The organism is Mycetocola sp. Y171 (genome assembly GCF_056713165.1).
Genome location: NZ_JBWYGX010000001.1, coordinates 78,760 through 103,926, shown reverse-complemented (window position 1 = coordinate 103,926; position 25,167 = coordinate 78,760). Strand labels below are relative to the sequence as shown.

Annotated in this window: 24 protein-coding genes; 15 read left to right on the top strand and 9 right to left on the bottom strand. The window is 66.1% G+C overall.

The genetic code is table 11. The features are described from left to right. Nucleotides 1-1,377, top strand: a complete 1,377-nt coding sequence (locus AC1M2K_RS00525) for an MFS transporter (protein WP_480239410.1) — start codon at nucleotides 1-3, stop codon at nucleotides 1,375-1,377. Between the two features lie 3 nt (nucleotides 1,378-1,380). Here the strand turns inward: AC1M2K_RS00525 and AC1M2K_RS00520 are convergent, their stop codons facing one another. Together AC1M2K_RS00520 and AC1M2K_RS00515 are read right to left on the bottom strand one after the other, a co-directional pair. Further along, nucleotides 1,381-1,716, bottom strand: a complete 336-nt coding sequence (locus AC1M2K_RS00520; protein ID WP_480239409.1) for a protealysin inhibitor emfourin — start codon at nucleotides 1,714-1,716, stop codon at nucleotides 1,381-1,383. A 19-nt stretch (nucleotides 1,717-1,735) separates the two neighbouring features. Beyond that, on the bottom strand, nucleotides 1,736-2,857 hold the full coding sequence (locus AC1M2K_RS00515; protein WP_480239408.1) for a M4 family metallopeptidase: 1,122 nt from the start codon (nucleotides 2,855-2,857) through the stop codon (nucleotides 1,736-1,738). An 84-nt stretch (nucleotides 2,858-2,941) separates the two neighbouring features. Here AC1M2K_RS00515 and AC1M2K_RS00510 point away from each other — a divergent pair, with 84 nt between their 5' ends. Further along, nucleotides 2,942-3,829, top strand: a complete 888-nt coding sequence (locus tag AC1M2K_RS00510) for an LLM class flavin-dependent oxidoreductase (protein WP_480239407.1) — start codon at nucleotides 2,942-2,944, stop codon at nucleotides 3,827-3,829. A 126-nt stretch (nucleotides 3,830-3,955) separates the two neighbouring features. After that, complete coding sequence (locus tag AC1M2K_RS00505) at nucleotides 3,956-4,414, top strand: PaaI family thioesterase (RefSeq protein WP_480239406.1); 459 nt, start codon at nucleotides 3,956-3,958, stop codon at nucleotides 4,412-4,414. 19 nt (nucleotides 4,415-4,433) lie between these two features. On the opposite strand, the gene AC1M2K_RS00500 is transcribed toward AC1M2K_RS00505, so the two are convergent. From AC1M2K_RS00500 to AC1M2K_RS00490, 3 genes are all read right to left on the bottom strand, one after another. Continuing rightward, nucleotides 4,434-4,637, bottom strand: a complete 204-nt coding sequence (locus AC1M2K_RS00500) for a DUF5302 domain-containing protein (protein WP_480237468.1) — start codon at nucleotides 4,635-4,637, stop codon at nucleotides 4,434-4,436. 81 nt (nucleotides 4,638-4,718) lie between these two features. Continuing rightward, complete coding sequence (locus AC1M2K_RS00495; protein ID WP_480239405.1) at nucleotides 4,719-5,402, bottom strand: hypothetical protein; 684 nt, start codon at nucleotides 5,400-5,402, stop codon at nucleotides 4,719-4,721. Nucleotides 5,403-5,527: 125 nt separating this feature from the next. Next, nucleotides 5,528-6,184: a pyridoxine/pyridoxamine 5'-phosphate oxidase gene (locus tag AC1M2K_RS00490; RefSeq protein WP_480239404.1), complete on the bottom strand. Its 657-nt coding sequence runs from the start codon at nucleotides 6,182-6,184 to the stop codon at nucleotides 5,528-5,530. Nucleotides 6,185-6,365: 181 nt separating this feature from the next. On the opposite strand from AC1M2K_RS00490, the gene rpsO reads away from it, so the two are divergent. Next, nucleotides 6,366-6,635 (top strand): 30S ribosomal protein S15, encoded by a 270-nt coding sequence (rpsO, locus tag AC1M2K_RS00485; RefSeq protein WP_196834161.1) that lies wholly within the window; start codon nucleotides 6,366-6,368, stop codon nucleotides 6,633-6,635. Nucleotides 6,636-6,704: 69 nt separating this feature from the next. Here rpsO and AC1M2K_RS00480 read toward each other — a convergent pair whose 3' ends face one another. Next, nucleotides 6,705-8,393: a glycoside hydrolase family 13 protein gene (locus AC1M2K_RS00480; protein WP_480239403.1), complete on the bottom strand. Its 1,689-nt coding sequence runs from the start codon at nucleotides 8,391-8,393 to the stop codon at nucleotides 6,705-6,707. 88 nt (nucleotides 8,394-8,481) lie between these two features. On the opposite strand from AC1M2K_RS00480, the gene AC1M2K_RS00475 reads away from it, so the two are divergent. Next, entirely contained in the window at nucleotides 8,482-9,990 is a 1,509-nt protein-coding gene (locus AC1M2K_RS00475; RefSeq protein WP_480239402.1) for an amino acid permease, read from the top strand. 4 nt (nucleotides 9,991-9,994) lie between these two features. After that, nucleotides 9,995-10,456, top strand: coding sequence for a VanZ family protein (locus tag AC1M2K_RS00470; RefSeq protein ID WP_480239401.1), 462 nt, complete (start codon nucleotides 9,995-9,997; stop codon nucleotides 10,454-10,456). A 3-nt stretch (nucleotides 10,457-10,459) separates the two neighbouring features. Here the strand turns inward: AC1M2K_RS00470 and AC1M2K_RS00465 are convergent, their stop codons facing one another. Further along, nucleotides 10,460-11,617, bottom strand: a complete 1,158-nt coding sequence (locus AC1M2K_RS00465) for an acyltransferase family protein (protein ID WP_480239400.1) — start codon at nucleotides 11,615-11,617, stop codon at nucleotides 10,460-10,462. 144 nt (nucleotides 11,618-11,761) lie between these two features. Here AC1M2K_RS00465 and AC1M2K_RS00460 point away from each other — a divergent pair, with 144 nt between their 5' ends. From AC1M2K_RS00460 to AC1M2K_RS00440, 5 genes are all read left to right on the top strand, one after another. Next, a complete protein-coding gene (locus AC1M2K_RS00460) occupies nucleotides 11,762-12,874 on the top strand; it encodes an LLM class flavin-dependent oxidoreductase (protein ID WP_480237461.1) in 1,113 nt (370 codons plus the stop codon). Further along, nucleotides 12,874-13,500 (top strand): FMN reductase, encoded by a 627-nt coding sequence (locus AC1M2K_RS00455; RefSeq protein ID WP_480237460.1) that lies wholly within the window; start codon nucleotides 12,874-12,876, stop codon nucleotides 13,498-13,500. Before AC1M2K_RS00460 ends, AC1M2K_RS00455 begins: the two co-directional genes overlap by 1 nt. 91 nt (nucleotides 13,501-13,591) lie before the next feature. After that, nucleotides 13,592-13,786, top strand: a complete 195-nt coding sequence (locus AC1M2K_RS00450; protein WP_480239399.1) for a hypothetical protein — start codon at nucleotides 13,592-13,594, stop codon at nucleotides 13,784-13,786. A gap of 53 nt (nucleotides 13,787-13,839) precedes the next feature. Beyond that, the gene (locus AC1M2K_RS00445) at nucleotides 13,840-14,898 is read left to right on the top strand and encodes an FUSC family protein (protein ID WP_480239398.1); all 1,059 of its coding nucleotides are present in this window, start codon (nucleotides 13,840-13,842) and stop codon (nucleotides 14,896-14,898) included. 323 nt (nucleotides 14,899-15,221) lie between these two features. Then, nucleotides 15,222-17,495 carry a polyribonucleotide nucleotidyltransferase gene (locus tag AC1M2K_RS00440; RefSeq protein WP_480239397.1) on the top strand — a complete coding sequence of 758 codons (2,274 nt, stop codon included), beginning with the start codon at nucleotides 15,222-15,224 and terminating at the stop codon, nucleotides 17,493-17,495. A 188-nt stretch (nucleotides 17,496-17,683) separates the two neighbouring features. On the opposite strand, the gene AC1M2K_RS00435 is transcribed toward AC1M2K_RS00440, so the two are convergent. Next, entirely contained in the window at nucleotides 17,684-18,154 is a 471-nt protein-coding gene (locus AC1M2K_RS00435) for an Lrp/AsnC family transcriptional regulator (protein ID WP_480237456.1), read from the bottom strand. A 183-nt stretch (nucleotides 18,155-18,337) separates the two neighbouring features. On the opposite strand from AC1M2K_RS00435, the gene pdhA reads away from it, so the two are divergent. From pdhA to AC1M2K_RS00420, 3 genes are read left to right on the top strand one after another with little or no spacing between them, the layout of a single operon-like run. Beyond that, nucleotides 18,338-19,492 carry a pyruvate dehydrogenase (acetyl-transferring) E1 component subunit alpha gene (gene pdhA, locus AC1M2K_RS00430; protein ID WP_480237455.1) on the top strand — a complete coding sequence of 385 codons (1,155 nt, stop codon included), beginning with the start codon at nucleotides 18,338-18,340 and terminating at the stop codon, nucleotides 19,490-19,492. After that, on the top strand, nucleotides 19,489-20,502 hold the full coding sequence (locus AC1M2K_RS00425) for an alpha-ketoacid dehydrogenase subunit beta (protein ID WP_480239396.1): 1,014 nt from the start codon (nucleotides 19,489-19,491) through the stop codon (nucleotides 20,500-20,502). The genes pdhA and AC1M2K_RS00425 overlap by 4 nt, the downstream gene beginning before the upstream one ends. Beyond that, entirely contained in the window at nucleotides 20,499-21,956 is a 1,458-nt protein-coding gene (locus tag AC1M2K_RS00420; RefSeq protein ID WP_480239395.1) for a dihydrolipoamide acetyltransferase family protein, read from the top strand. The genes AC1M2K_RS00425 and AC1M2K_RS00420 overlap by 4 nt, the downstream gene beginning before the upstream one ends. 53 nt (nucleotides 21,957-22,009) lie before the next feature. Here the strand turns inward: AC1M2K_RS00420 and AC1M2K_RS00415 are convergent, their stop codons facing one another. Further along, a complete protein-coding gene (locus tag AC1M2K_RS00415) occupies nucleotides 22,010-23,527 on the bottom strand; it encodes an HNH endonuclease signature motif containing protein (RefSeq protein WP_480239394.1) in 1,518 nt (505 codons plus the stop codon). A 118-nt stretch (nucleotides 23,528-23,645) separates the two neighbouring features. Here AC1M2K_RS00415 and AC1M2K_RS00410 point away from each other — a divergent pair, with 118 nt between their 5' ends. Then, nucleotides 23,646-24,998 (top strand): MFS transporter, encoded by a 1,353-nt coding sequence (locus tag AC1M2K_RS00410; RefSeq protein WP_480239393.1) that lies wholly within the window; start codon nucleotides 23,646-23,648, stop codon nucleotides 24,996-24,998. Nucleotides 24,999-25,167 lie beyond the last annotated feature (169 nt).

Sequence of the window (25,167 nt, the reverse complement as noted above, 5' to 3'; positions counted from 1 at the left end):
ATGAACGAACCAGCACCTCCCCGCTCACGGCTGGAACGACTTGACGCCCTGCCGTTCACCCGTGAGCACCGCAAGCTGCTCGTCGGCTCCGGCATGGGCTGGGCACTCGACGCCATGGATGTCGGGTTGATCTCGTTCGTGCTCGCCCAGCTCGCGGTGACCTGGAGCCTGACAGGACCCGAGCTGAGCTGGGTCGCTTCGTCCGGTTTCATCGGCATGGCGATCGGCGCGAGCCTCGGCGGTCTCCTCGCCGACCGGCTCGGCCGGCGGCAGGTGTTCGCCATCACCCTCCTCATCTTCGGCATCGCCACGGGTGCGTCTGCGCTCTCGTGGTCTGTTGGTGTGCTCATCGCCCTGCGCTTCGTCGTCGGCCTCGGCCTCGGCGCTGAACTTCCCGTGGCGTCGACGCTTGTCTCGGAGTTCGCGCCTCCTCGGATCCGCGGCCGGATCATCGTGCTGCTCGAAGCGTTCTGGGCCGTCGGCTGGACGCTCGCAGCGATCATCGGATTCGTCGTCGTCCCATCCAGCGCTGAAGGCTGGCGCTGGGCGCTGGCCATCGGCGCTGTTCCCGCGCTGTACGCCGCGTTCATCCGGTTCGGGCTGCCTGAGTCCGTCCGCTTCCTTGAATCCAGGGGCCGGACCGCTGAAGCGGAGGCGACCGTCCAGCGGTTCGAGCGTTCGGCCGGCGTCACGCCGCCCGAACAGCCGGTCGCGCCGGAGATCGCGGTCGCGTCCAAACCCCGTCTGAGCGCCGGACGCCAGGTATCCGCGTTGTGGGCGCGCCCGCACCGCCCGCAGACCGCGGCCCTCTGGGTCGTCTGGTTCTGTGTCAATTTCTCGTACTACGGGGCATTCGTCTGGTTGCCGACGATCCTGGTGGCATCCGGATTCTCCCTGGTCCGTTCGTTCGGCTACACCCTCATCATCACGCTCGCTCAACTGCCCGGATACCTCGTCGCCGCGTGGCTGGTGGAGAAGTGGGGGAGGAACAAGACCCTGGCGCTGTTCCTCACGGGTTCGGCCGTCTCCGCTGTGCTGTTCGGCCTGGCCGAGCTGGAATGGCAGGTGATCGGCGCAGGCATGCTGCTGTCATTCTTCAACCTCGGCGCATGGGGCGCGCTCTACGCCGTGACGCCAGAGCTGTACCCGACCGAGCTGCGGGCCACCGGCTCCGGCTGGGCCGCGGGGATCGGGCGGATCGCCTCGATCATCGCCCCGCTCGCCGTGCCGCTGCTCACCGGTGTCGGCGGCAACGTGCTGCTGTTCAGCGTCTTCGCCGCCTTCTTCCTCATCGCAGCGGTCGCAGCGCTCACCCTCGCCGACAAGCGTGGGAAGTCGCTCGAAGAGTTCGTCCCGCCAGAGGTGGCCAGGGTCTGACGCTCACTTCTCCGGCGGCGTGAACGGATGCGCCGGGCGCAGGTCGCGTTTCTGCTCGTCACGTTCACGGACCCGGTCGACGAGTTCCCGCCATGGACCGGTGAGGTCCTGTTCGGGAATGACGGCTTCGCGCGGCTCCGGGATGACTGATTCGTACGGTTCGCAGTTGATCCGGTACAGGTACCTGTCAGGCTGCGGAGCGTCCTGAGGGACGTCGTCCCACGGCAGGTTTCCGAGCAGAACGAGCCAGGCCTCTTCGTCCGGTTCCTTCTCCACGAACACCTGCCAGCGGCGAGGGATGCCGGCGAATCCGCCGCTTCGGGTCACGGTCACCTTCATGACCGCGATCGTACTCTGCTCAGCCGGTGACGCCTACCGCCTGCCAGGCCGACCTGACGGCATCCGCCTCGGCGGAGGTGTCACCGTAGATCCGCTCGGCGACGACCGTCGTGGCCTTGGCGAAGCCACGGAAATCGGTGGTGGCCTTGATCTCGCCGGTGAGGGTCTCGTACCAGATCCGCCCTGCGGCCTCCCATGCCTTGCCGCCGATCGCGGTCGCCGCGAGGTAGAACGCATGGTTCGGGATGCCGGAGTTCAGGTGGACGCCGCCGTTGTCGTCGTCGGTTTCGACGTAGTCCTTCATGTGGCCGGGCTGCGGGTCCTTCCCGAGGACGTCGTCGTCATACGCCGTCCCTGGAGCTTTCATCGACCGCAGCGCTGTGCCCTCGACCTCGTCGGTGAAGATCCCCTCGCCGATCAGCCAGCTCGCCTGGGTCACGTCCTGACCGAGTGTGTACTGCTCGACGAGGGCGCCGAAGACGTCTGACACGGATTCGTTGAGCGCGCCAGACTGGCCCGAGTAGACGAGGTTCGCCGTGTATTGCGTGACCCCGTGGGTCAGTTCGTGCCCGATCACGCTGAGCGAGCGGGTGAACCCGGCGAAGACCTGGCCGTCACCGTCGCCGAAGACCATACGGCCGCCATCCCAGAACGCGTTGTCGTACGCGTCGCCGTAGTGAACGGTGGCGTGGAGGGGGAGGCCGTTGGCATCGATGGAGGCCCGGTCGAAGACGTTCCAGTAGAGCGCGTGCGTGTCTCCGAGCCCGTCGTAGGCCTCGTTGACGGTGGCGTCTGACACGGCGGACTCGCCTTCGCTGCGCACGAGGCGACCGGGCAACGTCTCGGTGTTCCCGGCATCCGAGATGGCGCGTTCCGGCTGCGACGGGTCGGCGTTCGGTGAAGGCTTCGGCGCGACCACGGGCGGGCGCATCGTGGTCGGTTCACCCGGCCGGATGGAGTGGTACGGGTGCGCACTCTCGAGTGCGCGCTGTGCAGCACGACGGGCGTGATCCAGCCGGGGATCCTCGATGGTGGCGAGATGGGCGAGCAGGTAGGGCGGCACGATGAAACAGCGGTGCGAGCCCTCGGGCGGGGCGGGGATGCCTGGTGCGGTCGGAGTCGGGAGCTGTCGCGTTGTCATGTCGGAAGTCTGTCATCGCCCCCTGACACGGGGGGTACTTTTCTGACGGCGCGGCGGCATCCGGCCCACCCGTAGACTCGGCGCATGCGATGTGGAATCACGATCCTCCCTCAGGATCCCTGGCGCGAGGCGCAGCGGAAATGGGTGGCCGCCGAAGAGTACGGTTTCGACGCCGCCTGGACCTACGACCACCTGTCCTGGCGGACCCTGGCCGACGAGCCGTGGCACGCGACGATCCCGACACTCACGGCCGCAGCCGCCGTCACGCGCACCATCTCGCTCGGAGTCATCGTCTCGTCACCGAACTTCAGGGATCCTGTGCCGTTCGCGAAGGACGTCGCAACGCTCGACGAGATCTCGGGCGGACGTTTCCGGCTCGGGATCGGGCCAGGGGGCACCGGGTTCGACGCCTTCGTTCTCGGCTACCGTGAGCTGTCGCCGCGGGAACGGCATGAGCGTTTCGCCGAATTCGTGTCGGGGCTCGACCTCCTGCTCCGCCACGAACTGCCGGGCAGCGGCGGCGTCAGCTTCGACGGCGACTGGTTCACGGCCGTCAACGCCCGCATGGTCGGAACGCCGGCGCAGCACCCGCGGGTCCCTTTCGTCGTGGCCGCGAACGGGCCGAAGGGCATGCGCGTCGCGGCCGAGTACGGGCAGGGCTGGGTGACCACCGGGCGAGACGGTGCAGAGGGTGAGGAATGGTGGGACTCGGTGGCTGAGCTCGCCGGCCGGTTCGAGGATGCAGCCGGGTCGGTCGGCACAGACCCGCTCGCCCTGGATCGCTACCTCATGATCGACTCCGGTGGCGTGTATGCGCTCGAGAGCATCGGTCGGTTCGACGACACGGTCGGCCGGGCAGGCGAACTCGGCTTCACCGACGTGATCACCCACTGGCCTCGCGCCGACGGCCTCTACGCCGGCTCGGAGGACATCCTCGCCGACGTGGCTGCCCGGATGCCCGGTCTGCGCTGAACGCACGGGGAGCAGGAGATTTCACGATCTGCAGGACCGAACACCGGTTTTCCTCCTGCGAACCGTGCGATCTCCTGCGAACCGTGCGACAGCATCCGTCGCCTCCGGCATCCGTAAGCTGAACGGATGAACCTTCTCGACGACGCATCTCCGCGCGGACTCTCCGGCATCGAACAATTGCAGGCACTGATCGCGTCGGGGACGCGCCCGGCGATCGGCGACGCACTCGATTTCGACCTCGTCGAGGTGGGGAAGGGCTTTGCCGCGTTCGAGGGCGTGCCCGGCCCGGCCGTGATGAATCTCGTCGGCACCGTGCACGGCGGATTCGCCGCGACCCTCCTCGACTCCGCGTGCGGCGCAGCTGTGCACACCCGGATCTCCCCGACGCAGGCCTACACCACGCTCGAACTGAAGACGTCGTACCACCGTCCGATGACCGCCGAGACCGGGCGCGTCAGGGCAGAGGCGTCCCTCATCTCATTCGGCCAAAGGGCGGCATTCGCGTCTGCGGCGCTGACGGATGCCGCCGGTCAGGTGATCGCGACGGCGACGTCGACGCTTCTCGTCTTCGAACGCGCGGTCTGACCCGCAGCTGATGCTGGCGTTACCCGCTCTTCCTGCGGAATTCCCGCTGGTGCGAGGCCGGGCCGTGTGCGGCGTGGATCGAGGATTCTCCGTCGAGGTGATCCGTACCCTTGCCCTGCGACTGCGCCTTCTTGCGCTCGAGGGCCTCGCGGAACTTCCGCTTCGTCTCTTCCGCCTTGAGGGCGTCGTCGTCGGCGTCTGGTGCTGGTTTCTCGGAACTCATCATCGTCCTCATGATCTGTCGGATGGCGTCCCAGTTTAGAACGTGACCCCCTTCGTCCGTCGAGTAGCGTCACTGCATCCGTCAGGCCGAGAACCCGATCGCGCCGAGCACGTCCTCGAGGGCGGATGCCACGGCCGCCGGCTCCGTGAGCATGAGCAGGTGACCGCCTGGGAGCACACGTACCGGCCAATTCTTCTCCTCCGCGACCCGACGCTCACCCGCATAGGTGTCGCCGAACGCGAGGTACCCGCTCGGGCGTCGCATCCAGCCGTCGGGTACCGGCATCCGTTCGGCGAAGTACGACAGGGGCAACCGCGACTGTTCGGCTTCGACGCGCTGGCGGGTCTCCGTATCGGGGAACAGCTCGGCCAGCCGCGCGTCCTCCCACCAGCCGCTCCACGGGGGAAGGATGCCGTCGTCACCGGCCAGCCGGGACAGCATCCCATAGTGTGCGGGCTCAGCCAGGGGTACGTGTCCGGCGGCAGGTGGCAGGCCGGCATCGACGAACACGTGTCCAACGACGCAGCGGTGCTCGCCGAGTGCTGGGACGAACAGGCCGGCGTTGCTGTGCGGGACGAGGAGGTAGTCGGCGTCGGGCGGCAGCGCGCGTTCCCAGGTGGCGAGCACGTCCCGGTAGCTCGTGACGCCGTCGAACCGGGGGAGTCCGGCAACGTCCCATCCCCGTGAGGAGAGAAGGACCCCGACCTCTCGCCATGCCGCTGGGCCGAGCAACGGGCTCGGCAGCAGCACCAGCGTCACGCTCATGCCGGCACCCTACGCCTCGCTCGCTCGTCGCGCACGCTCGACAGGAGATCCGATCAGCGAATGTGCTTTGGCTCCTGTCAGGCCGGACGGCCCGACAATTTCTCCTGTCGGGCGAGCGGCGCTGATCACGGCCAGAGGAGCCCGCGCTCCCAGGCCTTCCCGTGCAGCCTGTATTGCAGGCGCACGTGCGCCCGGTCGGCGGAAGCCTGCCAGAACTCGACCAGGTCAGCGGCCACCGCCCACGTGTTCCACGTGCGGGCGACGAGTGACGGATCCGCGTCGACGAGCGCGGATGCTGCGCCGTACGCCTCCCGGTAGTCCTCGAGCGTTGCCAGGGGTTCGCTCTGGTGCCCGACGAATGCGGCGGCACGTGAACCGGCCGGGCGGGCGAGGAAATCGGCTTCACCGTCGGCGCGTGACTGTTCGCGCACGGGCCCGCTGACCCGCACCTGCCGGCCGACGGCCGGCCAGAAGAAGGTGAGGGCCGCGAACGGGTTCGCACCGAGGTCGCGGGCTTTCGGGCCGTCGTCGCGGGACGCGAAGATCCAGCCGTGCTCGTCGATCCCCTTGAGGATGAGCGTTCGTGCCGACACCCGTCCGTCCGGTCCGCTGGTGGAGAGCGTCATGGCGTGCGGCGCAGGCGCACCGGCCTCGATCGCGTCGGCCAGCCACTCGGCGAACAGGTCTGCCGGATGCTCGGGCGCCGCCTCGGTGTCGAAGGTCCGGAGCTCGTCGGGGAAGACGGGAAGGGCTCGGAGGAGGCCCGTGAGATCGTGCGACATGGCATCCTTTCGGCCGGCAGCCGTACGGGAGACCTTTCACGGCTGAACGGCTTCACCCTAGCGCCGACCGGGAGGGCGAAACCTGCTAAACTCTTGAGGTTGCCGTCTAACGGCCGCGGATAAAGAGAGCCTGCACACTCTGTGACGGGCACCGCGCAACGAGAGAAAAGGGGATCAACCTATGGCACTTGAAGGCGAAGCCAAGAAGGCGATCATCGAAGCGTACGCAACTCACCCCGGTGACACCGGATCCCCAGAGGTCCAGGTCGCAGTGATGACCCAGCGGATCAAGGATCTCACCGAGCACCTCAAAGAGCACAAGCACGACCACCACTCGCGTCGTGGACTGCTTCTGCTTGTTGGTCAGCGTCGCCGTCTTCTCGGCTACCTGGCTGATGTCGACATCAACCGCTACCGCTCGCTCATCGAGCGTCTCGGACTGCGTCGCTAATTCAGTCTGTACGAAACGGGCCGTTCACCTCGAGGTGAACGGCCCGTTTTCTTTGCGCGGATGCCGCGGTCAGAGCCGGTAGAGACGGGCCTCCCACGGCTGCAACGGCAGGTCGCCGCCGACCGTGTAGTTGCCGAGCACGAGTTCGGCGCCATCGAGGTCGACAGGCAGGTCACCGTCGAACGGCTCGTCCGAGACGTTCGCCACGACGGCGAGGGTCTCCGTCGCCGACCGGCGCGTGAACGCGTACAGCGTCGGATGCGTCGGCGCCAGCAGTTCGAACTTGCCTAGCGCGACCGTGTCGTTCTCGTGCCTGAGCGCGATCAGCCGGCGGTAGAAGTCGAACACACTCGCGCCGGAGGCACGGTCGGCCTCGGCGTTGAGCTCCGGGTAATTGGGGTTCAGAGCGATCCACGGTGTGCCCGTCGTGAAGCCGGCATGCTCGGAATCGTTCCACTGCATCGGGGTGCGGGCGTTGTCCCTTCCGCGGGAGTGGATGCCGTCGAGCACGCTCGACGGCGCCTGGTCGAAGTCCTCGACCGCTTCGCGGTAGTGGTTGAGGGATTCGATGTCCCGGTAGTGCTCGATCGACTCGAACCGCACGTTGGTCATGCCGATCTCCTCGCCCTGGTAAATGTACGGCGTCCCGCGGTGGAGGTGCAGCACCAGTGCCCACAGCGTCGCGGACTCGACCCGGAACTCCCGATCGTTCCCGAACCGCGACACGAGCCGGGGCTGGTCGTGGTTGTTGAGGTAGAGACTGTTCCAGCCCCGCTCTGCCAGGCCGGTCTGCCACCTGGCGAGGTTCGTCTTCAGCGCGACGAAGTCCAGCGGGATCGCGTCGAACTTGGACCTGCCGGAGTCGAGCGAGACATGCTCGAACTGGAACACCATGTCGACCTCGGCACGAGCCGGGTCGGTGAACAGAACAGCATCCTCGATGCTGACCCCTGGCATCTCTCCAACGGTGAGGTACTGACCCGACCGGCCGGCGAACACCTCGCGGTGCATCTCCTGGAGGAAGTCGTGGATCTGCGGCCCCATGGTGAAGCCGAGACCGGTGCCGCGATCCGGTCCGTCGATGAGTTCGGTCTTCTTGGCGATGAGGTTGATGACGTCCATCCTGAAGCCGTCGACACCACGGTCGAGCCACCGGCGCATCATCGCGTATACGGCCTGCCTGACCTCGGGATTCTCCCAGTTGAGGTCGGGCTGCTGCTTCGCGAAGAGGTGCAGGTAGTACTCGCCGCTTGCCTCGTCGAGCGTCCAGGCAGGACCGGAGAAGGCGCTCGTCCAGCTGTTCGGCAGGCCGCCGTCCACGCGCGGCTTCCTCCACCAGTACCAGTCCCGTTTCGGGTTGTCTGTAGACGACGCCGACTCCCGGAACCACTCGTGTTCGTCGCTCGTGTGGTTGACCACGAGATCCATGACGATCCGGATGCCACGGTCGTGGGAGTCAGCGACCAGCCGGTCGAACTCGGCCAGGTCGCCGAACACCGGATCGATGTCCTCGTAGTCGCGGATGTCGTACCCGTTGTCATGCTGGGGCGACGGGTAGACCGGCGAGAGCCAGATCACGTCGACGCCGAGCTCGGCCAGGTAGTCGAGTTTCGAGCGGATGCCGCCGAGGTCGCCGATCCCATCGCCGTCGGAGTCCGCGAAGCTGCGTGGATACACCTGGTACACCACGGCTCGCGTCCACCAGGGTGCTGCACTTGCGGTGCGTGCCTCGGTCACATTCGTTGTGGCATCCGTCATGCCTCGATCCTCTCATCCTCGACGCGGAGCCCGTGATCTGGCATCCTCGGAACGTGCCCCATTCGGGTCACAGGTCGGAAGGATGACGATGAGTCTCTGGCGCACGAAGAGTATCGAGGACTCCCTCGCAGACTCGCATCTGGAACACCGCAGTCTCAAACGCACACTCGGCACCTGGGACCTCATGGTCATGGGGGTCGCGGTCGCGGTCGGCGCTGGAATCTTCTCTGTCGGCGCACGGGCAGCAGGCGACTACGCCGGACCGTCGGTCAGCCTCGCGTTCGTGCTCGCCGCGATCACCTGTGCATTGGCGATCATGTGTTACGCCGAGTTCGCCTCGACGATCCCCGTCGCCGGATCGGCATACACGTTCACGTACGCGACGCTCGGCGAACTCCTCGCGTGGATCATCGGCTGGGACCTCATCCTCGAAATGCTCACCGCTGCCGCCGTGATCGCGAAGTACTGGGGCATCTACCTCTCGCTCGTCTTCGAGCTGTGGGGCTGGGACGTCCCCGATACCATCAACCTGCTCGGGCTGCAGGTCAGCTGGGGCCCGTTCGTCATCGTCGCCATCTTCACCACCCTGCTCGTGCTCGGCACCCAGCTTTCCGCCCGCGTCGGTGCGGTGTTCACGATCATCAAGGTCGCCATCGTCGTGTTCGTCATCGTCGTCGGCGCCTTCTTCATCAAGGTGGAGAACTACACCCCGTTCATCCCCCCGGCGCAGCCCACAGAAGGCGGAGCGAGCGACGTCTGGGCCCAGTCCCTGTTCGCGTTCATGACCGGAGCTGCCCCTGCGCAGTACGGGATCTTCGGGCTCCTGGCAGGGGCGTCCCTCGTCTTCTTCGCCTTCATCGGATTCGACGTCGTCGCCACGAGCGCCGAGGAAGTGAAGAACCCACAGAAGAACCTGCCTCGCGGCATCTTCGGCGGACTCGCCATCGTCACCGTCCTGTACATCGGGGTCAGCCTCGTGCTCACCGGTATGGTTCCGTACACGACGCTGGCCGAAGCCGAGGATCCGTCGCTCGCAACGGCCTTCGTCGCCGTCGGCGCGGACTGGGCAGCCCAGGTCATCTCGGTCGGCATCCTCGCCGGTCTCACCACCGTGATCATGGTGCTGCTGCTCGGCCTCGCGCGAGTGCTCTTCGCGATGAGCCGCGACGGCCTCCTTCCCCGCTCGCTCAGTGTGACAAGCGACAAGCGCCACACCCCGGTGCGGATCCAGATCATCACCGGTGTGGCCGTCGCACTCCTCGCCGGGCTGACGGACGTCGGCGTGCTCGAGGAGATGATCAACATCGGCACGCTGAGTGCTTTCGTGCTCGTGAGCATCGCTGTCGTCGTGCTGCGGAAGAAGCGCCCAGACCTGAAGCGTGCCTTCAGGGTCCCGTGGTCGCCGTTCCTGCCGATCCTGTCTGCGGCGCTCTGCATCTGGCTCATGCTCAACCTGACGACGCTGACCTGGGTCCGATTCCTCGTCTGGCTCGCGCTGGGCCTGATCATCTACTTCGCTTACGGACGCAGGCATTCGGTTCTCGGACAGCAGCAGAAGGCCGACGCGGCTGAAGCTCAGAAATCTGCGGCACACTAGGGGGATGTTCCATCGGCACCCGGTACTCAGCCTCTTCACCCTTGTGTACCTGGCGTTCGTCGGCTGGGTCACGCTCGGCCCCCAGCCCATCGACGAGGACTCGAACGGCTTCATCTTCCGCGCTCTGGAGTTCTTCGACAGCCATTCGGCGACGGCCTGGATCAGCTACAACAACCTTGAGTTCGCCGCCAACATCGCGATGTTCTTTCCGATCGGCCTGTTCCTGCTCCTGCTTCTCGGCCGACGCCTGTGGTGGCTGGCGATGGCGGTCGGCTTCGGGCTCACGGTCGCAATCGAGCTGGCCCAGGTCTTCATCCCGACGCGGGTGTCCGACCCACGAGACATCGTCGCCAACACCTGCGGAGCGGTACTCGGAGTGCTCATCGGCCTCGCGCTGACCGCCCGCAAGGCGCGCTCGATCCGAATGGCAGCCGCGGCCCGGCGCCCGGTCGGCGCAACCCGCTGAGCCCTAGCGGTACGACGGGGGAGCGGGCGGCACAGGCCGCTCGGGGGCGCGGTCTCGTTGCGCGCCAGTGGGGTCTCGCCTGGATGGCCCTGGGGGTGCGTCCTTGTGATCGGCGAAGATCCATTTCGGCTTCGGCTCGACGAGCGGCCGGAACAGCCTGCGCACCGGACGACTTGACAGCACGACCGAAATGACGACGGCGAAGATCAGCATTCCGATGAGCCAGATCTCGGGGTACTCCTCTCCGCGGAGAACACCGGTCTCGCGAAGTGGATAGAGCACGAAACTGTGCAGCAGGTACACGTACATCGTGTACTGCCCGAAGGTCGTCATCCAGGTCTGCCGACGGGGCAGAAGCACGAAGAACGCGGCACTGAGCAGGACGGCGAGAACGATGAGGGCGAGCCGAACGCCGCCGGACCACAGCTGGTCCCCACCGAGCCCGGAATAGGACTGGTCGTAGAAGAACCAGTAGCGCAGGTCGATCTTGCGCCAGAGGTCGACGAACACCACGAGGACGGCTGCCCAGGCGAGCATGAACAGGATCGCAGCACCCCGGATCAGCCAGGTCTGCCGTTCGGCCACGCGCCACTTGTCGATGAGCTTCCAGCGGTGCAACTGCCAGCCCAGAACGAAATACGGCAGGATGCCGAGGGTGCGGGCCAGGGAGAAGGTGCTGTCGACGTTGTTGAGGTAGCCGACACCGACGGAGATGACGAGTGCCCAGGCCAGCGGCCACCGCAGCAGGGCCAGGTAGGGCAGAACCAGCCGGAAGATGCCGAGCGCCAGCAGGAACCACAGTGTCCAGCTCGGCTGGGTCGGGTTGAGTTCCCGTTTCCCTTCGACGAGGAACTGGACGAGAGTCCAGATGGACTCCATGATCACGTAGGGGAGGATGATGTCCGTGATCACGCGCTTCATCTGGCGGATGCCGGGTGGGGCGCTCTTCGTGAAGTACCCGCTGACGATCGCGAACGCGGGCATGTGGAAGGCGTAGATCCACAGGTAGACGACCAGGGCGGCATCCGAGTCGTAGGTGATGCGCTGGATGCCGTGGCCCATGACCACGAGCACGATGCAGGCGAAACGCGCGTTGTCCCAGAACGGGACCCTCGGTTTCGGGATCGACCCCGTGTGGTGTCCCTGCGGTTCAGCGCTCATTCATGCTCCCTCGTGGCCGGTGGTGCGGACACCAGCCTATTCTGCGAACATTTGCTGTGCGTGTGGAATAGATCAGGCACGACCCCCGTTGCACCAGATATCCATTCACATGAATGGATATGAAAACTCTGCTGGAAGGCGATCATGCAGTTCGGAATCTTCAGCGTCGGGGACATCACCACCGACCCCACCACCGGTCACACTCCTACCGACGCGTCGCGCCTGCAGGACATCCTGACCATCGCACAGCACGCGGAGGATGTGGGACTCGACGTGTTCGCAATGGGCGAGCACCACAACCCGCCGTTCTTCCCCTCCAGCCCTGTCGCGATCAACAGCTACCTCGCCGCGAAGACGTCGAAGATCATCCTGTCGACCGCAACGACGCTGATCACCACGAACGACCCCGTGCGCATCGCCGAGGAATACGCCATGCTGCAGCACCTGTCAGGTGGTCGCATGGACCTCACCCTCGGCCGGGGAAACACCGGCCCGGTCTACCCGTGGTTCGGAGAGGACATCCGCCAGGGCATCCCGCTCGCGCTCGAGAAGTACGCCCTCCTCCGCCGACTCTGGCGTGAAGACGTCGTCGACTGGGAAGGCGAGTTCCGCACGCCGCTGCAGGGCTTCACCTCGACACCCCGTCCGCTCGACGGTGTCGCCCCCTTCGTCTGGCATGGCTCGATCCGCAGCCCCGAGATCGCCGAACAGGCCGCGTTCTACGGCGACGGCTTCTTCTCGAACCACATCTTCTGGCCGGCATCCCACACGCAGAAGATGGTGGCGTTCTACCGCCAGCGTTTCGAGCACTACGGGCACGGCCGCGCCGACCAGGCCATCGTCGGACTCGGCGGACAGGTCTTCATGCGCAAGAACTCGCAGGATGCCGTTCGGGAGTTCCGCCCCTACTTCGACAACGCACCTGTGTACGGCCACGGTCCGAGCCTCGAGGACTTCACGTCCCAGACTCCGCTCACCGTCGGCAGCCCGCAGGAGGTCATCGACAAGACCCTCGGTTTCCGCGACTACGTCGGCGACTACCAGCGTCAGTTGTTCCTGATGGACCACGCCGGCCTGCCCGTCAAGACCGTTCTCGAGCAGCTCGACCTGCTCGGAGGAGAAGTCGTCCCCGTGCTGCGCCGTGAGTTCGCGAAGAACCGCCCGGCAGATGTGCCAGACGCCCCCACCCACCAGTCTCTCAAGGCCGTCGCCGCGACGGCCCCGGCAGAAGCACTCGTCGAATCAGAGGTGAAGTAATGACCACACGCAAGCTCGCCGTCGTCTCCGCCGGACTCAGCCAGCCGTCATCCACCCGGATGCTCGGCGACCGGCTCGCAGACGCGACAGTCGCGAGGCTGGAGGAGCAGGGTGTCGAGGTCGAGGTGACCACCGTCGAACTGCGGGATGTCGCCCAGGACATCATGAACAACATGTTGACCGGATTCGCCAGTCCGAAGCTCGAGGCGGTCATCGACGCGGTGACCGGTGCGGACGGACTCATCGCCGTCACTCCGATCTTCACCACGAGCTACAGCGGACTGTTCAAGTCGTTCTTCGACATCCTCGACAACCGTTCGCTGACCGACATGCCTGTTCTCATCGGTGCGACGGCAGGCACCGCGCGTCATTCGCTGGCCCTGGACTATGCGATTCGCCCGATGTTCACCTACCTGCACGCGGTGGTCGCCCCGACGAGCGTCTTCGCGGCATCCGAGGACTGGGGAAGCGGAGCGGACAGGATCAAGACGCTTCCCGACCGGATCGACCGGGCCGCAGGCGAACTCGTGCCACTGATGATCGCTTCCGACCGGTCCAGCCAGGTGCGCGACCCGTTCGGCTTCGACGCGGCGTTGAGCCCGGTCGGCGGTTTCCAGCCGAGCTAGCCGGCCATACGATCCACGAAGCCGCTCCAGTGACCACTGGGGCGGCTTCGTCGTGTCAGCGACCGTGCCAGACATGTGCTCAACTGGAGCCATGAAGTCTTCGACGAAAACCCTGATCATCGGCATCGTTGTCGTGATCCTCGCCGTGATCGTTGCCTCCTGGATCGTGAACATCGCGCTCGCTTTCCTCGGTGCCGTGATCAAGTTCGTGCTGATCGCCGGAGTCGCGCTCGTACTCATCGTGGCCGCATGGGCCTGGTGGTCCAGGTCACGCGCGAACGACTGAGCTCCCTGCGCCGCGGTTAGGCTGGATGCCGGAGACTCCGGGAGGGGAAGCGCATGGATGACCGGGGCCTGACTCGCAGCCTCGTCTCCTTCGCACCCTCCGCACGACGCCGGCCGATGGGCGTCCAGGCCGGCCTGGCCATGGCCATCCCGGTCATCGTCTTCACCCTTCTCGGCGACACCGGGCTGGGGCTCCAGGCGTCGATGGGCGCATTCACGGCGCTCTATTGCGGTGCGCTCAGCCGAACCGACCGGATCAGGGTCCTTCCGCTGATCGGTGCAGGGTTCGTGGTCAGCGCGGCAGCAGGCGCTGCGCTGTCGTTCTCGCCAGTGACCCTGGCGCTCGGGCTCATCGTGGTCGGCCTGGTCGCCATCGTCCTCGCGCAGGGTTTCCGCCTGGGGCCGCCAGGTCCGATGATGTTCACGCTCGTCTACGGTGCCGCGGGTCTGATCACCGGGCCGGCTGCGTTCGGCGGTGCCGGACTCGACCGGCTCACCCTCGTTGCCCTCGTCGCGGGCGGGACGACGCTGGCCTATCTCCTCGTGATCGCACCGCTCGTCGTTTCGAGTGTCCGACGCCGGCATGGGCAGGCAACGCCGCTCAGGACGCTCTTTCCCGGACTGCGCTTCGACACAGTGTCCCGCGTGGTCATCGCCAGGATGTCGGCGGCACTCATCCTCTCCGTCGCTGTCGGCGCCCTGTTCGGCGCACACCACGGGTACTGGATCACGGCGTCGGCGCTCGCCATCCTCAGCGTCGGGCACAGTCTGCGTGCGCCGGTCATCCGGGGGGTCCACCGGGTGCTCGGATCGCTGGTCGGCTGCCTGGCCTTCTTGCTGTTGTCGTGGTGGTCGCCCGCCGGAGTGGTGCTCGGTCTGGTGCTCGGCACGATGCAGCTCGTGATCGAGATCGTGGTCACCCGCCACTACGCGCTCGCGCTCGTGCTCATCACGCCCCTCGCCCTGACGATCGGCACCGCGGCCGCCAACGTCGACCCGCTCGACGTGGTGGGGGAGCGCATTCTCGACACCCTCCTCGGAGCGGCCATCGCCGCCGTCGTGCTCACGGTGAGCTGGCTCCTCAGACGCGGGGTGAAGGATGCCGCCGGGTAGCGGCATCCGTTCACCCGATGGACACGCGGAACGGGTGCCTTCACAGGCTCAAAAACGCCCGCTCTGCTAGGCTTTACTGGGTTCGATAGCAATATCGAGTCCACATCAACGGAGCAGGCCGGCAGGAAGCTGGTCCTCGGTGGTGAATTTCTCTCGCGTCGGCACCCCGACGTTCCCCCTCGCGGTGCACAGGCATCCGGCGTTCAGAGCGGTTTTCTACTGGAGATCAGCCAGACCGAATCGGTCTGAGAATTTACTGCCTGTTCCTGCTCCTCGCAGAGCGTGCGCCCACACGGGGCAGCGCTAAACGTAAGGAGAGACCTATGGAAGGTCCAGAAATCAAGTTCGCCGAGGCAGTCCTCGACAACGGCAAGTTCGGCAAGCGCACGGTCCGGTTCGAAGCCGGCCGCCTCGCACAGCAGGCACAGGGTGCCATCGCTGCCTACCTCGATGAAGAAACCATGCTGCTGTCGGCCACGAGCGCCGGCAAGCACCCGAAAGACCAGTTCGACTTCTTCCCCCTCACGGTGGACGTCGAGGAGCGCAGCTACGCTGCAGGCAAGATCCCCGGATCGTTCTTCCGCCGCGAAGGCCGTCCGTCGACCGAGGCCATCCTCGTCTGCCGTCTGATCGACCGCCCGCTGCGCCCGTCATTCGTGACCGGCCTGCGCAACGAGGTTCAGATCGTCATCACCGTCCTGAGCATCGCTCCTGACGAGTTCTACGACGCGCTCGCCATCAACGCGGCATCCATGTCGACGCAGATCTCGGGACTTCCGTTCTCGGGTCCGATCGCCGGCATCCGCCTCGCGCTCATCAACGGCCAGTGGGTTGCATTCCCGAAGGCATCACAGCTTGCTGACGCCGTCTTCGACCTCACGGTCGCCGGCCGCCTCGTCACCGACGAGAACGGCAACGAAGACATCGCCATCATGATGGTCGAGGCCGAAGCCACCGAAGGTGCGTGGAACCTCATCCAGGGCGGCGCCGTCAAGCCGAACGAAGATGTCGTCGCCGAGGGCCTCGACGCTGCGAAGCCGTTCCTCCTCCAGCTGGTCAAGGCTCAGTCCGAGCTCGCTGCCCAGTCGGCCAAGGAAGTTCGCGACTACCCGGTCTTCCTTCCGTACACGGACGAGACCTTCGCCGCTGTCTCCGACCTGGCCAAGACCGAGCTCGCCTCGATCTACCAGATCGCCGACAAGATCGAGCGCCAGAACGCCGACGACGAGCTCAAGGACCGCGTCAAGACCGCGATCGCTGAGAAGGTCGAAGCGGGCGAACTGTCCGCTGACGCCAACAACCAGGTGTCTGCCGCGTACAAGTCGGTCACGAAGAAGATCGTGCGCGACCGCATCCTCACCGAGGGCGTCCGCATGGACGGCCGCGGCCTTGCGGACATCCGTCCGCTCGACGCCGAAGTTCAGGTCATTCCTCGCGTGCACGGTTCGGCGATCTTCCAGCGCGGAGAGACCCAGATCCTGGGTGTCACCACGCTGAACATGCTCAAGATGGAGCAGCAGATCGACTCGCTGAGCCCGATCACGAAGAAGCGTTACCTGCACCACTACAACTTCCCGCCGTACTCCACCGGTGAGACCGGACGCGTCGGTTCGCCGAAGCGTCGCGAGATCGGGCACGGCTTCCTGGCCGAGCGCGCCCTCGTCCCTGTGCTCCCGAGCCGCGAGGAATTCCCATACGCCATCCGCCAGGTGTCCGAGGCTCTCGGTTCCAACGGTTCGACGTCGATGGGTTCTGTCTGTGCTTCGACCCTGTCGCTGCTCAACGCCGGTGTGCCGCTGCGCGCCCCGGTCGCCGGCATCGCCATGGGCCTCGTCTCCGATGAGGTCGACGGCCAGACCCGCTACGCGGCGCTGACCGACATCCTCGGTGCGGAAGACGCACTCGGCGACATGGACTTCAAGGTTGCAGGTACCTCTGAGTTCGTCACCGCGATCCAGCTCGACACGAAGCTCGACGGCATCCCCGCCTCCGTGCTGAAGGCCGCGCTGACCCAGGCCAAGGAGGCTCGCACCACGATCCTCTCCGTCCTGAACGCCGCGATCGACGCTCCGGATGAAATGGCACCGACCGCGCCTCGCGTGATCAGCGTCAACATCCCCGTCGACAAGATCGGCGAGCTGATCGGCCCCAAGGGCAAGACGATCAACGCCATCCAGGACGAGACCGGCGCAGACATCTCGATCGAAGAAGACGGCACCGTGTACATCGGCGCTGTCGACGGTCCTTCGGCCGAGGCCGCTCGCGCCCAGGTCAACGCGATCGCCAACCCGACCAACCCTGAGGTCGGCGAGCAGTTCCTCGGAACTGTCGTGAAGATCGCCACATTCGGCGCCTTCATCTCGCTGCTCCCGGGCAAGGACGGCCTGCTGCACATCTCCGAGGTGCGCAAGCTCGCCGGTGGCAAGCGTGTCGAGAACGTCGAAGACGTGCTCGGCGTCGGCCAGAAGATCCTCGTGCAGATCACGAAGATCGACGACCGTGGCAAGCTCTCGCTCGAGCCTGTCATCGCTGAGTCGGCTGACACCAACGGTCGCGAGTCCGAGCGCGTGCACGCTGACGCGCCCGCTGAGGGCTAAACACCCACGCTGACAACGGATGCCCCGCCTCGAGAAATCGAGGCGGGGCATCCGTCGTTAATGCGGGACCGTCAGTGGTGCGCGTGACCGTCGAGTTGCCACGTAGTGGCCTCGAGTTGCCACAGTGCGTCCCTTACGACGTCGGCGGGGGACCATTTGTGGCAAGTCGTGCGATCGGGGTCGGGGCGTCAGACGTCCTGGCCACGCTCGAGCAGCGGGCGTGCCCGAAACGGGATCAGCTCGCCCATCGCGAGCGAGGTCTCCGCCCGTTCCACGCCGTCGCACTCGAGGATGAGCCCGGTGATCCTGAACAGGTCGTCGGCATCCGTGCACACCACCCGGATGAGAAGATCGCTCGTCCCGCTGAGCCCGTGCGCCTGCACGATCTCAGGAATCGAGCTCAGTTCGTCGACGATCGCACCGAGTTTGTGCTGCTGCAGATGCACCGAGATGAACGCGGTCAGCGGGTAGCCGAGGGCGACCGGATTGATCCGCCGGTCAAACGGATGCAGCACCGTCGAAGCGTCGAGCGCGGTCATCCGGGCCTGCACGGTGTTGCGCGAGAGCCCGAGCTTTTCGGCGAGGGCGACGATGGTCGAGCGGGGGTCCTCGGTCAGCGCAAGGAGGAGGCGCGTGTCGGTGCGATCGAGCTTGTGCATAGTGCCCGACCTTAGCAGTCCGGAATCCCTCTGGATAGAGCAGAATGTGCAGTCCCCGCGAGGATGGTTGTGCGCATTGGGTATCCGGCGTACCTTCGGAAGTACTTCTGGCAACGGCGCCAGATGCTGCGGGCTGCTGCGATCCAGCCGCCCGCAGTGCACGAGAGAAAGTTGCGTGTAATTGTGTCCACAACCCACGAAGACACTCGAACCGCCTCGCTGACCAACGCATCCGACCCGGATCTGCACCCAGGCCAGCTTGAAGACATTGTCCAGTTGATCTGCCCTGAGGGCGATCGCACCGCGAGCCCCGGCTTCGACCCGTGGGTGGCCGACGTCTCCGATGACCAGCTCATCGACCTCTACGAGGACATGACCGTCATCCGTCGCATCGACACCGAAGCGACAGCCCTGCAGCGCCAGGGTGAACTCGCCCTGTGGGCACCGCTGCTCGGCCAGGAGGCCGCGCAAATCGGATCGGGCCGTGCCCTCCGCAGCGACGACTTCGTGTTCTCCAGCTACCGCGAGAACGGTGTCGCATACACGCGCGGCGTCGACCTCGGCGACATGCTCAAGGTCTGGAGGGGCATCGCCTCATCCGGCTGGGACCCCTACGCCATCGGCATGGCAACCCCCGCCGTCATCATCGGGGCGCAGAGCCTCCACGCCACCGGCTACGCCCTCGGTTGCAAGCACGACGGCGTCGACTCGGTCTCCATCGCCTACTTCGGTGACGGCGCCACCAGCCAGGGTGATGTCAACGAGGCGATGATCTTCGCCTCGAGCTTCCAGGCGCCCGTGATCTTCTTCTGCCAGAACAACCAGTGGGCGATCTCGGAGCCGGTCACGCTCCAGGCGCAGCGGCACATCTCCGACCGTGCTCCCGGTTTCGGCATCCCGAGCATCCGCGTCGACGGCAACGACGTCCTCGCGGTCATGGCTGCGACGCGGGTCGCACTCGACCGCGCGCGCCGTGGGGGAGGACCGACCTTCATCGAGGCCGTCACCTACCGCATGGGCCCGCACACCACCTCGGACGACCCCAAGCGCTACCGCCCGGCCGCCGACCTTGAGGAGTGGGGCCGCAAGGACCCGATCGCCCGGCTCGGCCGGCTGCTCGAGAGCCGTGGCGTGCTCACCGATGAGGTCACCAAGCGGGTGCAGGACAAAGCGGATGCCGTCGCCCGCGACATGCGTGCAGCCTGCATCGCCCTCGACAAGGAAGTCGACCCCATGATCGTGTTCGACGACGTCTACACCGAGCCGCACTCCGGTCTCGAGCGCCAGAAGAGCCAGTATGCGGCCTACCTCGCGTCGTTCGAAGGGAACGCATCATGACCGTGATGTCTCTGGGAGGCGCCCTCAACTCCGGGCTGCGGCGTGCCTTGGCCGACGACGACAAAGTCGTGCTCATCGGCGAGGACATCGGCAAGCTCGGCGGTGTGTTCCGCGTCACCGACAAGCTCCAGGAAGAGTTCGGGCCACGTCGGGTCATCGACGCGCCCCTCGCCGAAGCCGGCATCATCGGCACGGCGGTCGGCCTCGCCTTCCGTGGCTACCGACCGGTGTGCGAGATCCAGTTCGACGGTTTCATCTACCCCGGCTTCGACCAGATCGTCGCCCAGGTCGCGAAACTGCACTACCGCACCCGCGGCAAGGTCAAGATGCCGATCACCATCCGTGTGCCCTTCGGCGGCGGAATCGGTGCTGTGGAGCACCACTCCGAATCCCCGGAGGCGTACTTCGCCCACACGGCCGGACTCCGGGTGATCTCCTGCTCCAACCCGCAGGATGCCCACACGATGATCCAGCAGGCGATCGCCTGCGACGACCCGGTCCTGTTCTTCGAACCGAAGCGCCGGTACTGGCTCAAGGGCGAGGTGGATGAGGACCCGGGCGTGAACGCACTGCCGATGGGCAGCGCCCGTGTCGCTCGCGAAGGCACCGACGTGACCCTCGCGGCGTACGGACCACTCGTTCCCACCGCTCTGGATGCCGCGGCTGCGGCCGCAGACGACGGAATCTCCATCGAGGTCATCGATCTCCGCTCGCTCTCCCCGATCGACTTCACCACGGTGGAGAAGTCCGTGCGCAAGACCGGCCGCCTCGTCATCACCCACGAAGCCGCCCAGTCCGGCGGGATCGGCGCAGAAGTCGCCGCGGCGGTCACCGAGCGCTGCTTCGACTGGCTCGAGGCTGCTCCGGCCCGCGTCACCGGCTTCGACACCCCGTACCCGCCTGCCGCGCTGGAGGAGGCGTTCCTTCCTGACCTCGACCGCCTGCTCGACGCCGTCGACCGGGTCATGGGCCGCCGGAACTCCCTGACCGGATGGAAGGCGACCGCATGAGCGCGAAACAATTCGCCCTCCCCGACCTCGGCGAGGGTCTGACCGAATCGGAGATCGTGGCGTGGAAGGTCGCCGTCGGCGACACCGTCACGCTCAACCAGATCATCGCCGAAGTCGAGACCGCCAAGGCCCTCGTGGAGCTGCCCTCGCCGTTCGCCGGAGTCGTCTCACACCTCTTCGCCGACGAGGGCACCACTGTGCAGGTGGGGGACCCGATCGTCGAGTTCGACGTCGACGGCGGCGAAACCGAGAACGCGCCGAGCACGCCGGTGTCCGAGGCAGCAGCCGACGCCGCAGCTGACGGTGTCCCCGCCACGCTCGACGCAGCGTTGTCGCCCACGACACCGGCACCCGCTGAACGTCAGGCCGTCCTCGTCGGGTATGGTCCCAAGATCGAAGGCGGAGCCCGCCCGGTCCGTCGGGCGCGCGGCTGGGCTGGCGACGCGTCTGCCGATGCCAGGCACGCGACCGACGAGACCCCGGACGTCCAAAGCGCGGATGCCGCGATCAGCCACACGGAGCCTGCGGCTCACGCTGCCCCCTCGAGTCCGGTTGTCGAAGACGTGCGCGAGCGTCCACGGTCAACGCCTCCGGTGCGAAAGCTGGCACGGGACCTGGGAATCGACCTGACTCGGGTCGACGGCACAGGGGAGGGCGGACTCATCACCCGCGATGACGTCAACCGTGCCGCCGCCGCTGCGACGGCATCCGTCGCACTGCCTGCGGACACGCAATCCGAGGTCGTTGCGAGCCGCGAGGCGACCCGCACCCCGATCAAGGGCGTGCGCAAGGCGACCGCACAGGCGATGGTGCGTTCGGCCTTCACTGCGCCGCACGTCACCGAGTTCCTCACCGTCGATGTGACGGCGGGAATGGACCTCGTCCGGTCGCTCACGAAGAAGTCCGCGTTCACCGGAAAGCGGATCACCGTGCTGAGCCTCGTGGCCAAGGCCGTGTTGCTCGCTGCGGCTCGGACGCCGTCGGTGAACTCGCACTGGGACGACGAAGCGCAGGAGATCGTCCAGTACGGTCACGTGAACCTCGGTATCGCAGCAGCCACAGGCCGTGGCCTCATCGTGCCGAACATCAAGGACGCGGACACCCTGAGCCTTGTGGAACTCGCGGACGCGCTCGTCGAGCTGGTGGATGCCGCTCGCTCGGGCACGACAAGCCCGCGCAGCCTCACCGGCGGGACGATCACGATCACCAACGTCGGCGTCTTCGGTGTCGATGCGGGCACGCCGATCCTCAACCCGGGGGAGGCCGCCATTCTTGCGATGGGTGCCGTCAGGCGGATGCCATGGGAGTACCAGGGTGAGATCGCTTTGCGCGAAGTGATGACGCTCAGCCTGTCGTTCGACCACCGCCTGGTGGATGGCGAGCAGGGGTCGCGATTCCTCGTCGACGTCGGAACGATCCTGAGCGATCCGGGGATGGTTCTCACGATGGTGTGAGGCGGCTGCTGCCCGGGTTGCGCTGTGACGCTTTCTCTAGCTGCGACGTGCTCTTATGACGCGGCCGGCCGGAACATGCCGAGGGCAGATTTGCTCGTCAGGCGGATCGCTGCCTGTGCGGGATCGACGCCTGGAGGCGGAATCATCCAGTAGACAGAGCCCTTCCTCCTGATCTTCCAACGGTTGTTGTGGATCAGCATGTGGTGATGTCGGCAGAAGAGCATGCCATCGGCCAGATTGGTGAGCCCTCCGTCTGCAGCCCACTCGTCGATGTGGTGCGCTTCGCAGAAGGACGGAGGGCGATCGCAATCCGGGAACTCGCACCCGCCGTCGCGGATCGCAAGGGCGATGCGTTGCTTCGATGTGAAGAGCCGTTGTTCCCGGCCGACGTCGAGGGGGTTTCCTCCGCTGTCTGTGAAGATGGTCACGGTTCCTGCGTCGCAGACCTGTTTGCGGATGAAGCTCTCGGGCACCGCGGCCCCGGTTTCTTCGAGGAATCCGGTTCCTTCCGGCCCATCGTCGGCTGACGAGCGGTTGGCGAGTTGCTCCTGAGCGATGACCACTCGAACGCCGGGCTGGCGGGAGCCGAAGACGGTTGACGGGTCTGCCTGGGCACCTGTTCGAAGGGTGTCCATCAGGAGGTCGAAGACGAGTTGATCGTTGGAGCGAGGGTCATCGACGAGTGCCCGGGCGCGTTCGGACTCGTCCGGATCGACGAAACGTGGTCCGCCACGGCGAGGGCGCATTGCAGACCCGACGATGGCGTCGATCCAGGCTGCTGACTCGTCATCGAATTCGATCCAGGCCGTTCGCATGCCATTTTCGTTGCGTCCGAATCGCCATTTCCGTTGCTCGTAGCGCTCACTGAACCGCAGGGCCACGCCCTCAGGGTCGATCCGATCGCGAATCATCCGGGCACGTCGCCCGAGTTCGTCGACGTTGGCGCCGGCGGAATCCGCCAGCAGTTCCTCTGCGGCCGCGCGCAACGCGTCGGCGCCGCAGTGCGCTCTGGGTTCTCCGAGGCCACGCAGAATCGCGGTCACAGCCTCTGACTTCAGCCGGTGGTCTTGTACTGCCCGAGTCAGCGGCTCGTACCAAGGGATCTCCCGGACCGATGACCTCGCCGGTTCGGATGCGTCTGCGTCCTGTTCGTCGAACAACGTGGAGGTGGACCCGGGTGCCTCGGGTGCCGGCAGCGTCGCGGCATCCGCTTCGCCCATCGCCTCACCAAGTCGGACCTGCCGTGCGGCTTCTGAGCGGGTAGAGCCCGTCAGCGACTGCACCATCGCCACCGGTGTGCGATGACCGGTGCGCTGGGCGAGGCCGGAGTATCCGAGTTCGCGCTCCGAGCGTTTCGCCACGACACCGGCGCCTGCGGCGATGATCGCGTCGAATTCGGATCGAACGGCAGAGGCATCCCGAAGCAGCAGTTCGAGGTCTGTATCGGCGATCTTATCGATGAGAAGCGAGAGCGAGGGTGCCGGATTCTGCCCGGTCGAGACCTCATAGCCCGCGAGACGATCGCACACGTCGAGTGTGATTTCGCGTATCTGATCGGAGATCCGGGCCATGACTGATTTTACCAAAGATTCACGAGATTCGAAAGTATATTCGAGTTTTCCACAAGGGGGTTTCTCGACGAATGAGGAGCACCCTGACACTGTCGGAGGCCTCCATTAGCATCGAAGAATGCCGGAGATCGATTCGGATGCGACGCCCTCACGGCCCGTCTCGTGGGTGCGCCTGCCACGTGCGCTGAAGCCCTTTCGCCTCGGCCAGTACCGCCTGCTCGCCGGCGCACTGACACTGTCGCTGCTCGGCGCCGGTATGTGGATCGTCGCCGTGGTCTGGCAGGTCATCGACCTCGGTGGAGGCCCGGCGGAATTGTCGATCGTCGCGACCGGTAACGCGATCGGAATGCTCGTCGCGGTCCTGTTCGGCGGTGTGCTCGCCGACCGTGTGCCGCAGCGCAACATCCTCGTCGTCGTCGAGGCGACAAAGACCGTGTCGATCGCCAGCGCGGCCGTCCTCGCCCTGACGGGCACCCTCGAGCTCTGGCACCTCGTCGTGATCACGCTGATCCTCGGGCTGGCCGACGGGTTCTTCTACCCGGCATACTCGGCCCTGCTCCCGTCGATCCTGCCCGCAGACGATCTGCTGGCCGCGAACGGGGTCGAGGGGATGCTTCGCCCCACCATCATGCAGGCGGCCGGGCCGGCGCTGGCGAGTGCCGCGATCGCCGTCTACTCGCCCGGGCTCGCGTTCGCCCTTGTCGCCGGCGCGCAGTTCCTGGCGGTCTGCGGGCTGTTCCTCATCCACGTGACACCGGTGAGACGTGACACCGGAGAGCCGCAGCATCCACTCCGTGCTCTCAGGTCCGACCTCCGCGAGGGATTCGTCTACATGTGGAAGACGCCGTGGCTGCTCGGCACATTGCTCTTCGCCTGTCTCCTGATCCTCGTGCTCATGGGCCCGATCGAAGTTCTCCTGCCGTTCGCTGTACGAGACCAGACCGGGGGAGGCCCCGGAGCGTTCGCCCTCGCGCTCGCCGCTTTCGGGATCGGCGGCGCGATCGGTTCCCTCGTCGTGGCATCCATGCGGCTGCCGAGGCGATACCTGACGATCATGAATCTGCTGTGGGGCGCCGGCTGCATCCCTCTTGTCATCATCGGCTTCACCTCGCAGCTCTGGCTCATGGTCGTCGCGCTCTTCATCGTCGGGTTCACGTTCTCGGCCGCGACGGTGATCTGGGGCACCCTGCTGCAGCGGCGGGTGCCGCCCGCGCTGCTCGGCCGGGTTTCCAGCCTTGACTTCTTCGTGTCGCTGGCGCTCATGCCCATCTCGATGGCGCTCGCCGGCCCGGTCGGTGAGGCGATCGGCCTGGCCCCGGCCTTCGTTGCAGCCGGTGCGATTCCCGTGGTCCTTGCGGTGGCGACGATCCTGATCTTCAAGCTCCCGGAGGACGAGATCCGGCACCCACTCGACCCCGTCGATGATGCCCCCGCTGAGCTGGATGTCGCCGAAACGGATGCGGCCGACTGAGTGGGTGCTCGCCGCTGCGCTTGCGAACGACGGCATCCCGTGTCACAATTTCTACTTCTTGTTCCCGACGTTAGGTGATTGCTGTGGACATCTTCGGTTCCGCGCCGCTTCCCGCGCGCTGACGACCGTCGATTCGCCTCACCTGGCTCCGGTATTCAGCGCGACCGCT

Excerpts from the sequence above, each read along its gene's own strand:
- rpsO (WP_196834161.1), top strand. The coding sequence starts at position 6,366 with ATGGCACTTGAAGGCGAAGCCAAGAAGGCGATCATCGAAGCGTACGCA.
- AC1M2K_RS00475 (WP_480239402.1), top strand. The coding sequence starts at position 8,482 with ATGAGTCTCTGGCGCACGAAGAGTATCGAGGACTCCCTCGCAGACTCG.
- AC1M2K_RS00470 (WP_480239401.1), top strand. The coding sequence starts at position 9,995 with ATGTTCCATCGGCACCCGGTACTCAGCCTCTTCACCCTTGTGTACCTG.
- AC1M2K_RS00420 (WP_480239395.1), top strand. The coding sequence starts at position 20,499 with ATGAGCGCGAAACAATTCGCCCTCCCCGACCTCGGCGAGGGTCTGACC.
- AC1M2K_RS00410 (WP_480239393.1), top strand. The coding sequence starts at position 23,646 with ATGCCGGAGATCGATTCGGATGCGACGCCCTCACGGCCCGTCTCGTGG.
- AC1M2K_RS00425 (WP_480239396.1), top strand. The coding sequence starts at position 19,489 with ATGACCGTGATGTCTCTGGGAGGCGCCCTCAACTCCGGGCTGCGGCGT.
- AC1M2K_RS00505 (WP_480239406.1), top strand. The coding sequence starts at position 3,956 with ATGAACCTTCTCGACGACGCATCTCCGCGCGGACTCTCCGGCATCGAA.
- AC1M2K_RS00520 (WP_480239409.1), bottom strand. The coding sequence starts at position 1,716 with ATGAAGGTGACCGTGACCCGAAGCGGCGGATTCGCCGGCATCCCTCGC.
- AC1M2K_RS00490 (WP_480239404.1), bottom strand. The coding sequence starts at position 6,184 with ATGTCGCACGATCTCACGGGCCTCCTCCGAGCCCTTCCCGTCTTCCCC.
- AC1M2K_RS00525 (WP_480239410.1), top strand. The coding sequence starts at position 1 with ATGAACGAACCAGCACCTCCCCGCTCACGGCTGGAACGACTTGACGCC.
- AC1M2K_RS00445 (WP_480239398.1), top strand. The coding sequence starts at position 13,840 with ATGGATGACCGGGGCCTGACTCGCAGCCTCGTCTCCTTCGCACCCTCC.
- AC1M2K_RS00460 (WP_480237461.1), top strand. The coding sequence starts at position 11,762 with ATGCAGTTCGGAATCTTCAGCGTCGGGGACATCACCACCGACCCCACC.
- AC1M2K_RS00510 (WP_480239407.1), top strand. The coding sequence starts at position 2,942 with ATGCGATGTGGAATCACGATCCTCCCTCAGGATCCCTGGCGCGAGGCG.
- AC1M2K_RS00465 (WP_480239400.1), bottom strand. The coding sequence starts at position 11,617 with ATGAGCGCTGAACCGCAGGGACACCACACGGGGTCGATCCCGAAACCG.
- AC1M2K_RS00450 (WP_480239399.1), top strand. The coding sequence starts at position 13,592 with ATGAAGTCTTCGACGAAAACCCTGATCATCGGCATCGTTGTCGTGATC.
- AC1M2K_RS00495 (WP_480239405.1), bottom strand. The coding sequence starts at position 5,402 with ATGAGCGTGACGCTGGTGCTGCTGCCGAGCCCGTTGCTCGGCCCAGCG.
- AC1M2K_RS00515 (WP_480239408.1), bottom strand. The coding sequence starts at position 2,857 with ATGACAACGCGACAGCTCCCGACTCCGACCGCACCAGGCATCCCCGCC.
- AC1M2K_RS00500 (WP_480237468.1), bottom strand. The coding sequence starts at position 4,637 with ATGAGTTCCGAGAAACCAGCACCAGACGCCGACGACGACGCCCTCAAG.
- AC1M2K_RS00415 (WP_480239394.1), bottom strand. The coding sequence starts at position 23,527 with ATGGCCCGGATCTCCGATCAGATACGCGAAATCACACTCGACGTGTGC.
- AC1M2K_RS00435 (WP_480237456.1), bottom strand. The coding sequence starts at position 18,154 with ATGCACAAGCTCGATCGCACCGACACGCGCCTCCTCCTTGCGCTGACC.
- AC1M2K_RS00455 (WP_480237460.1), top strand. The coding sequence starts at position 12,874 with ATGACCACACGCAAGCTCGCCGTCGTCTCCGCCGGACTCAGCCAGCCG.
- AC1M2K_RS00480 (WP_480239403.1), bottom strand. The coding sequence starts at position 8,393 with ATGACGGATGCCACAACGAATGTGACCGAGGCACGCACCGCAAGTGCA.
- AC1M2K_RS00440 (WP_480239397.1), top strand. The coding sequence starts at position 15,222 with ATGGAAGGTCCAGAAATCAAGTTCGCCGAGGCAGTCCTCGACAACGGC.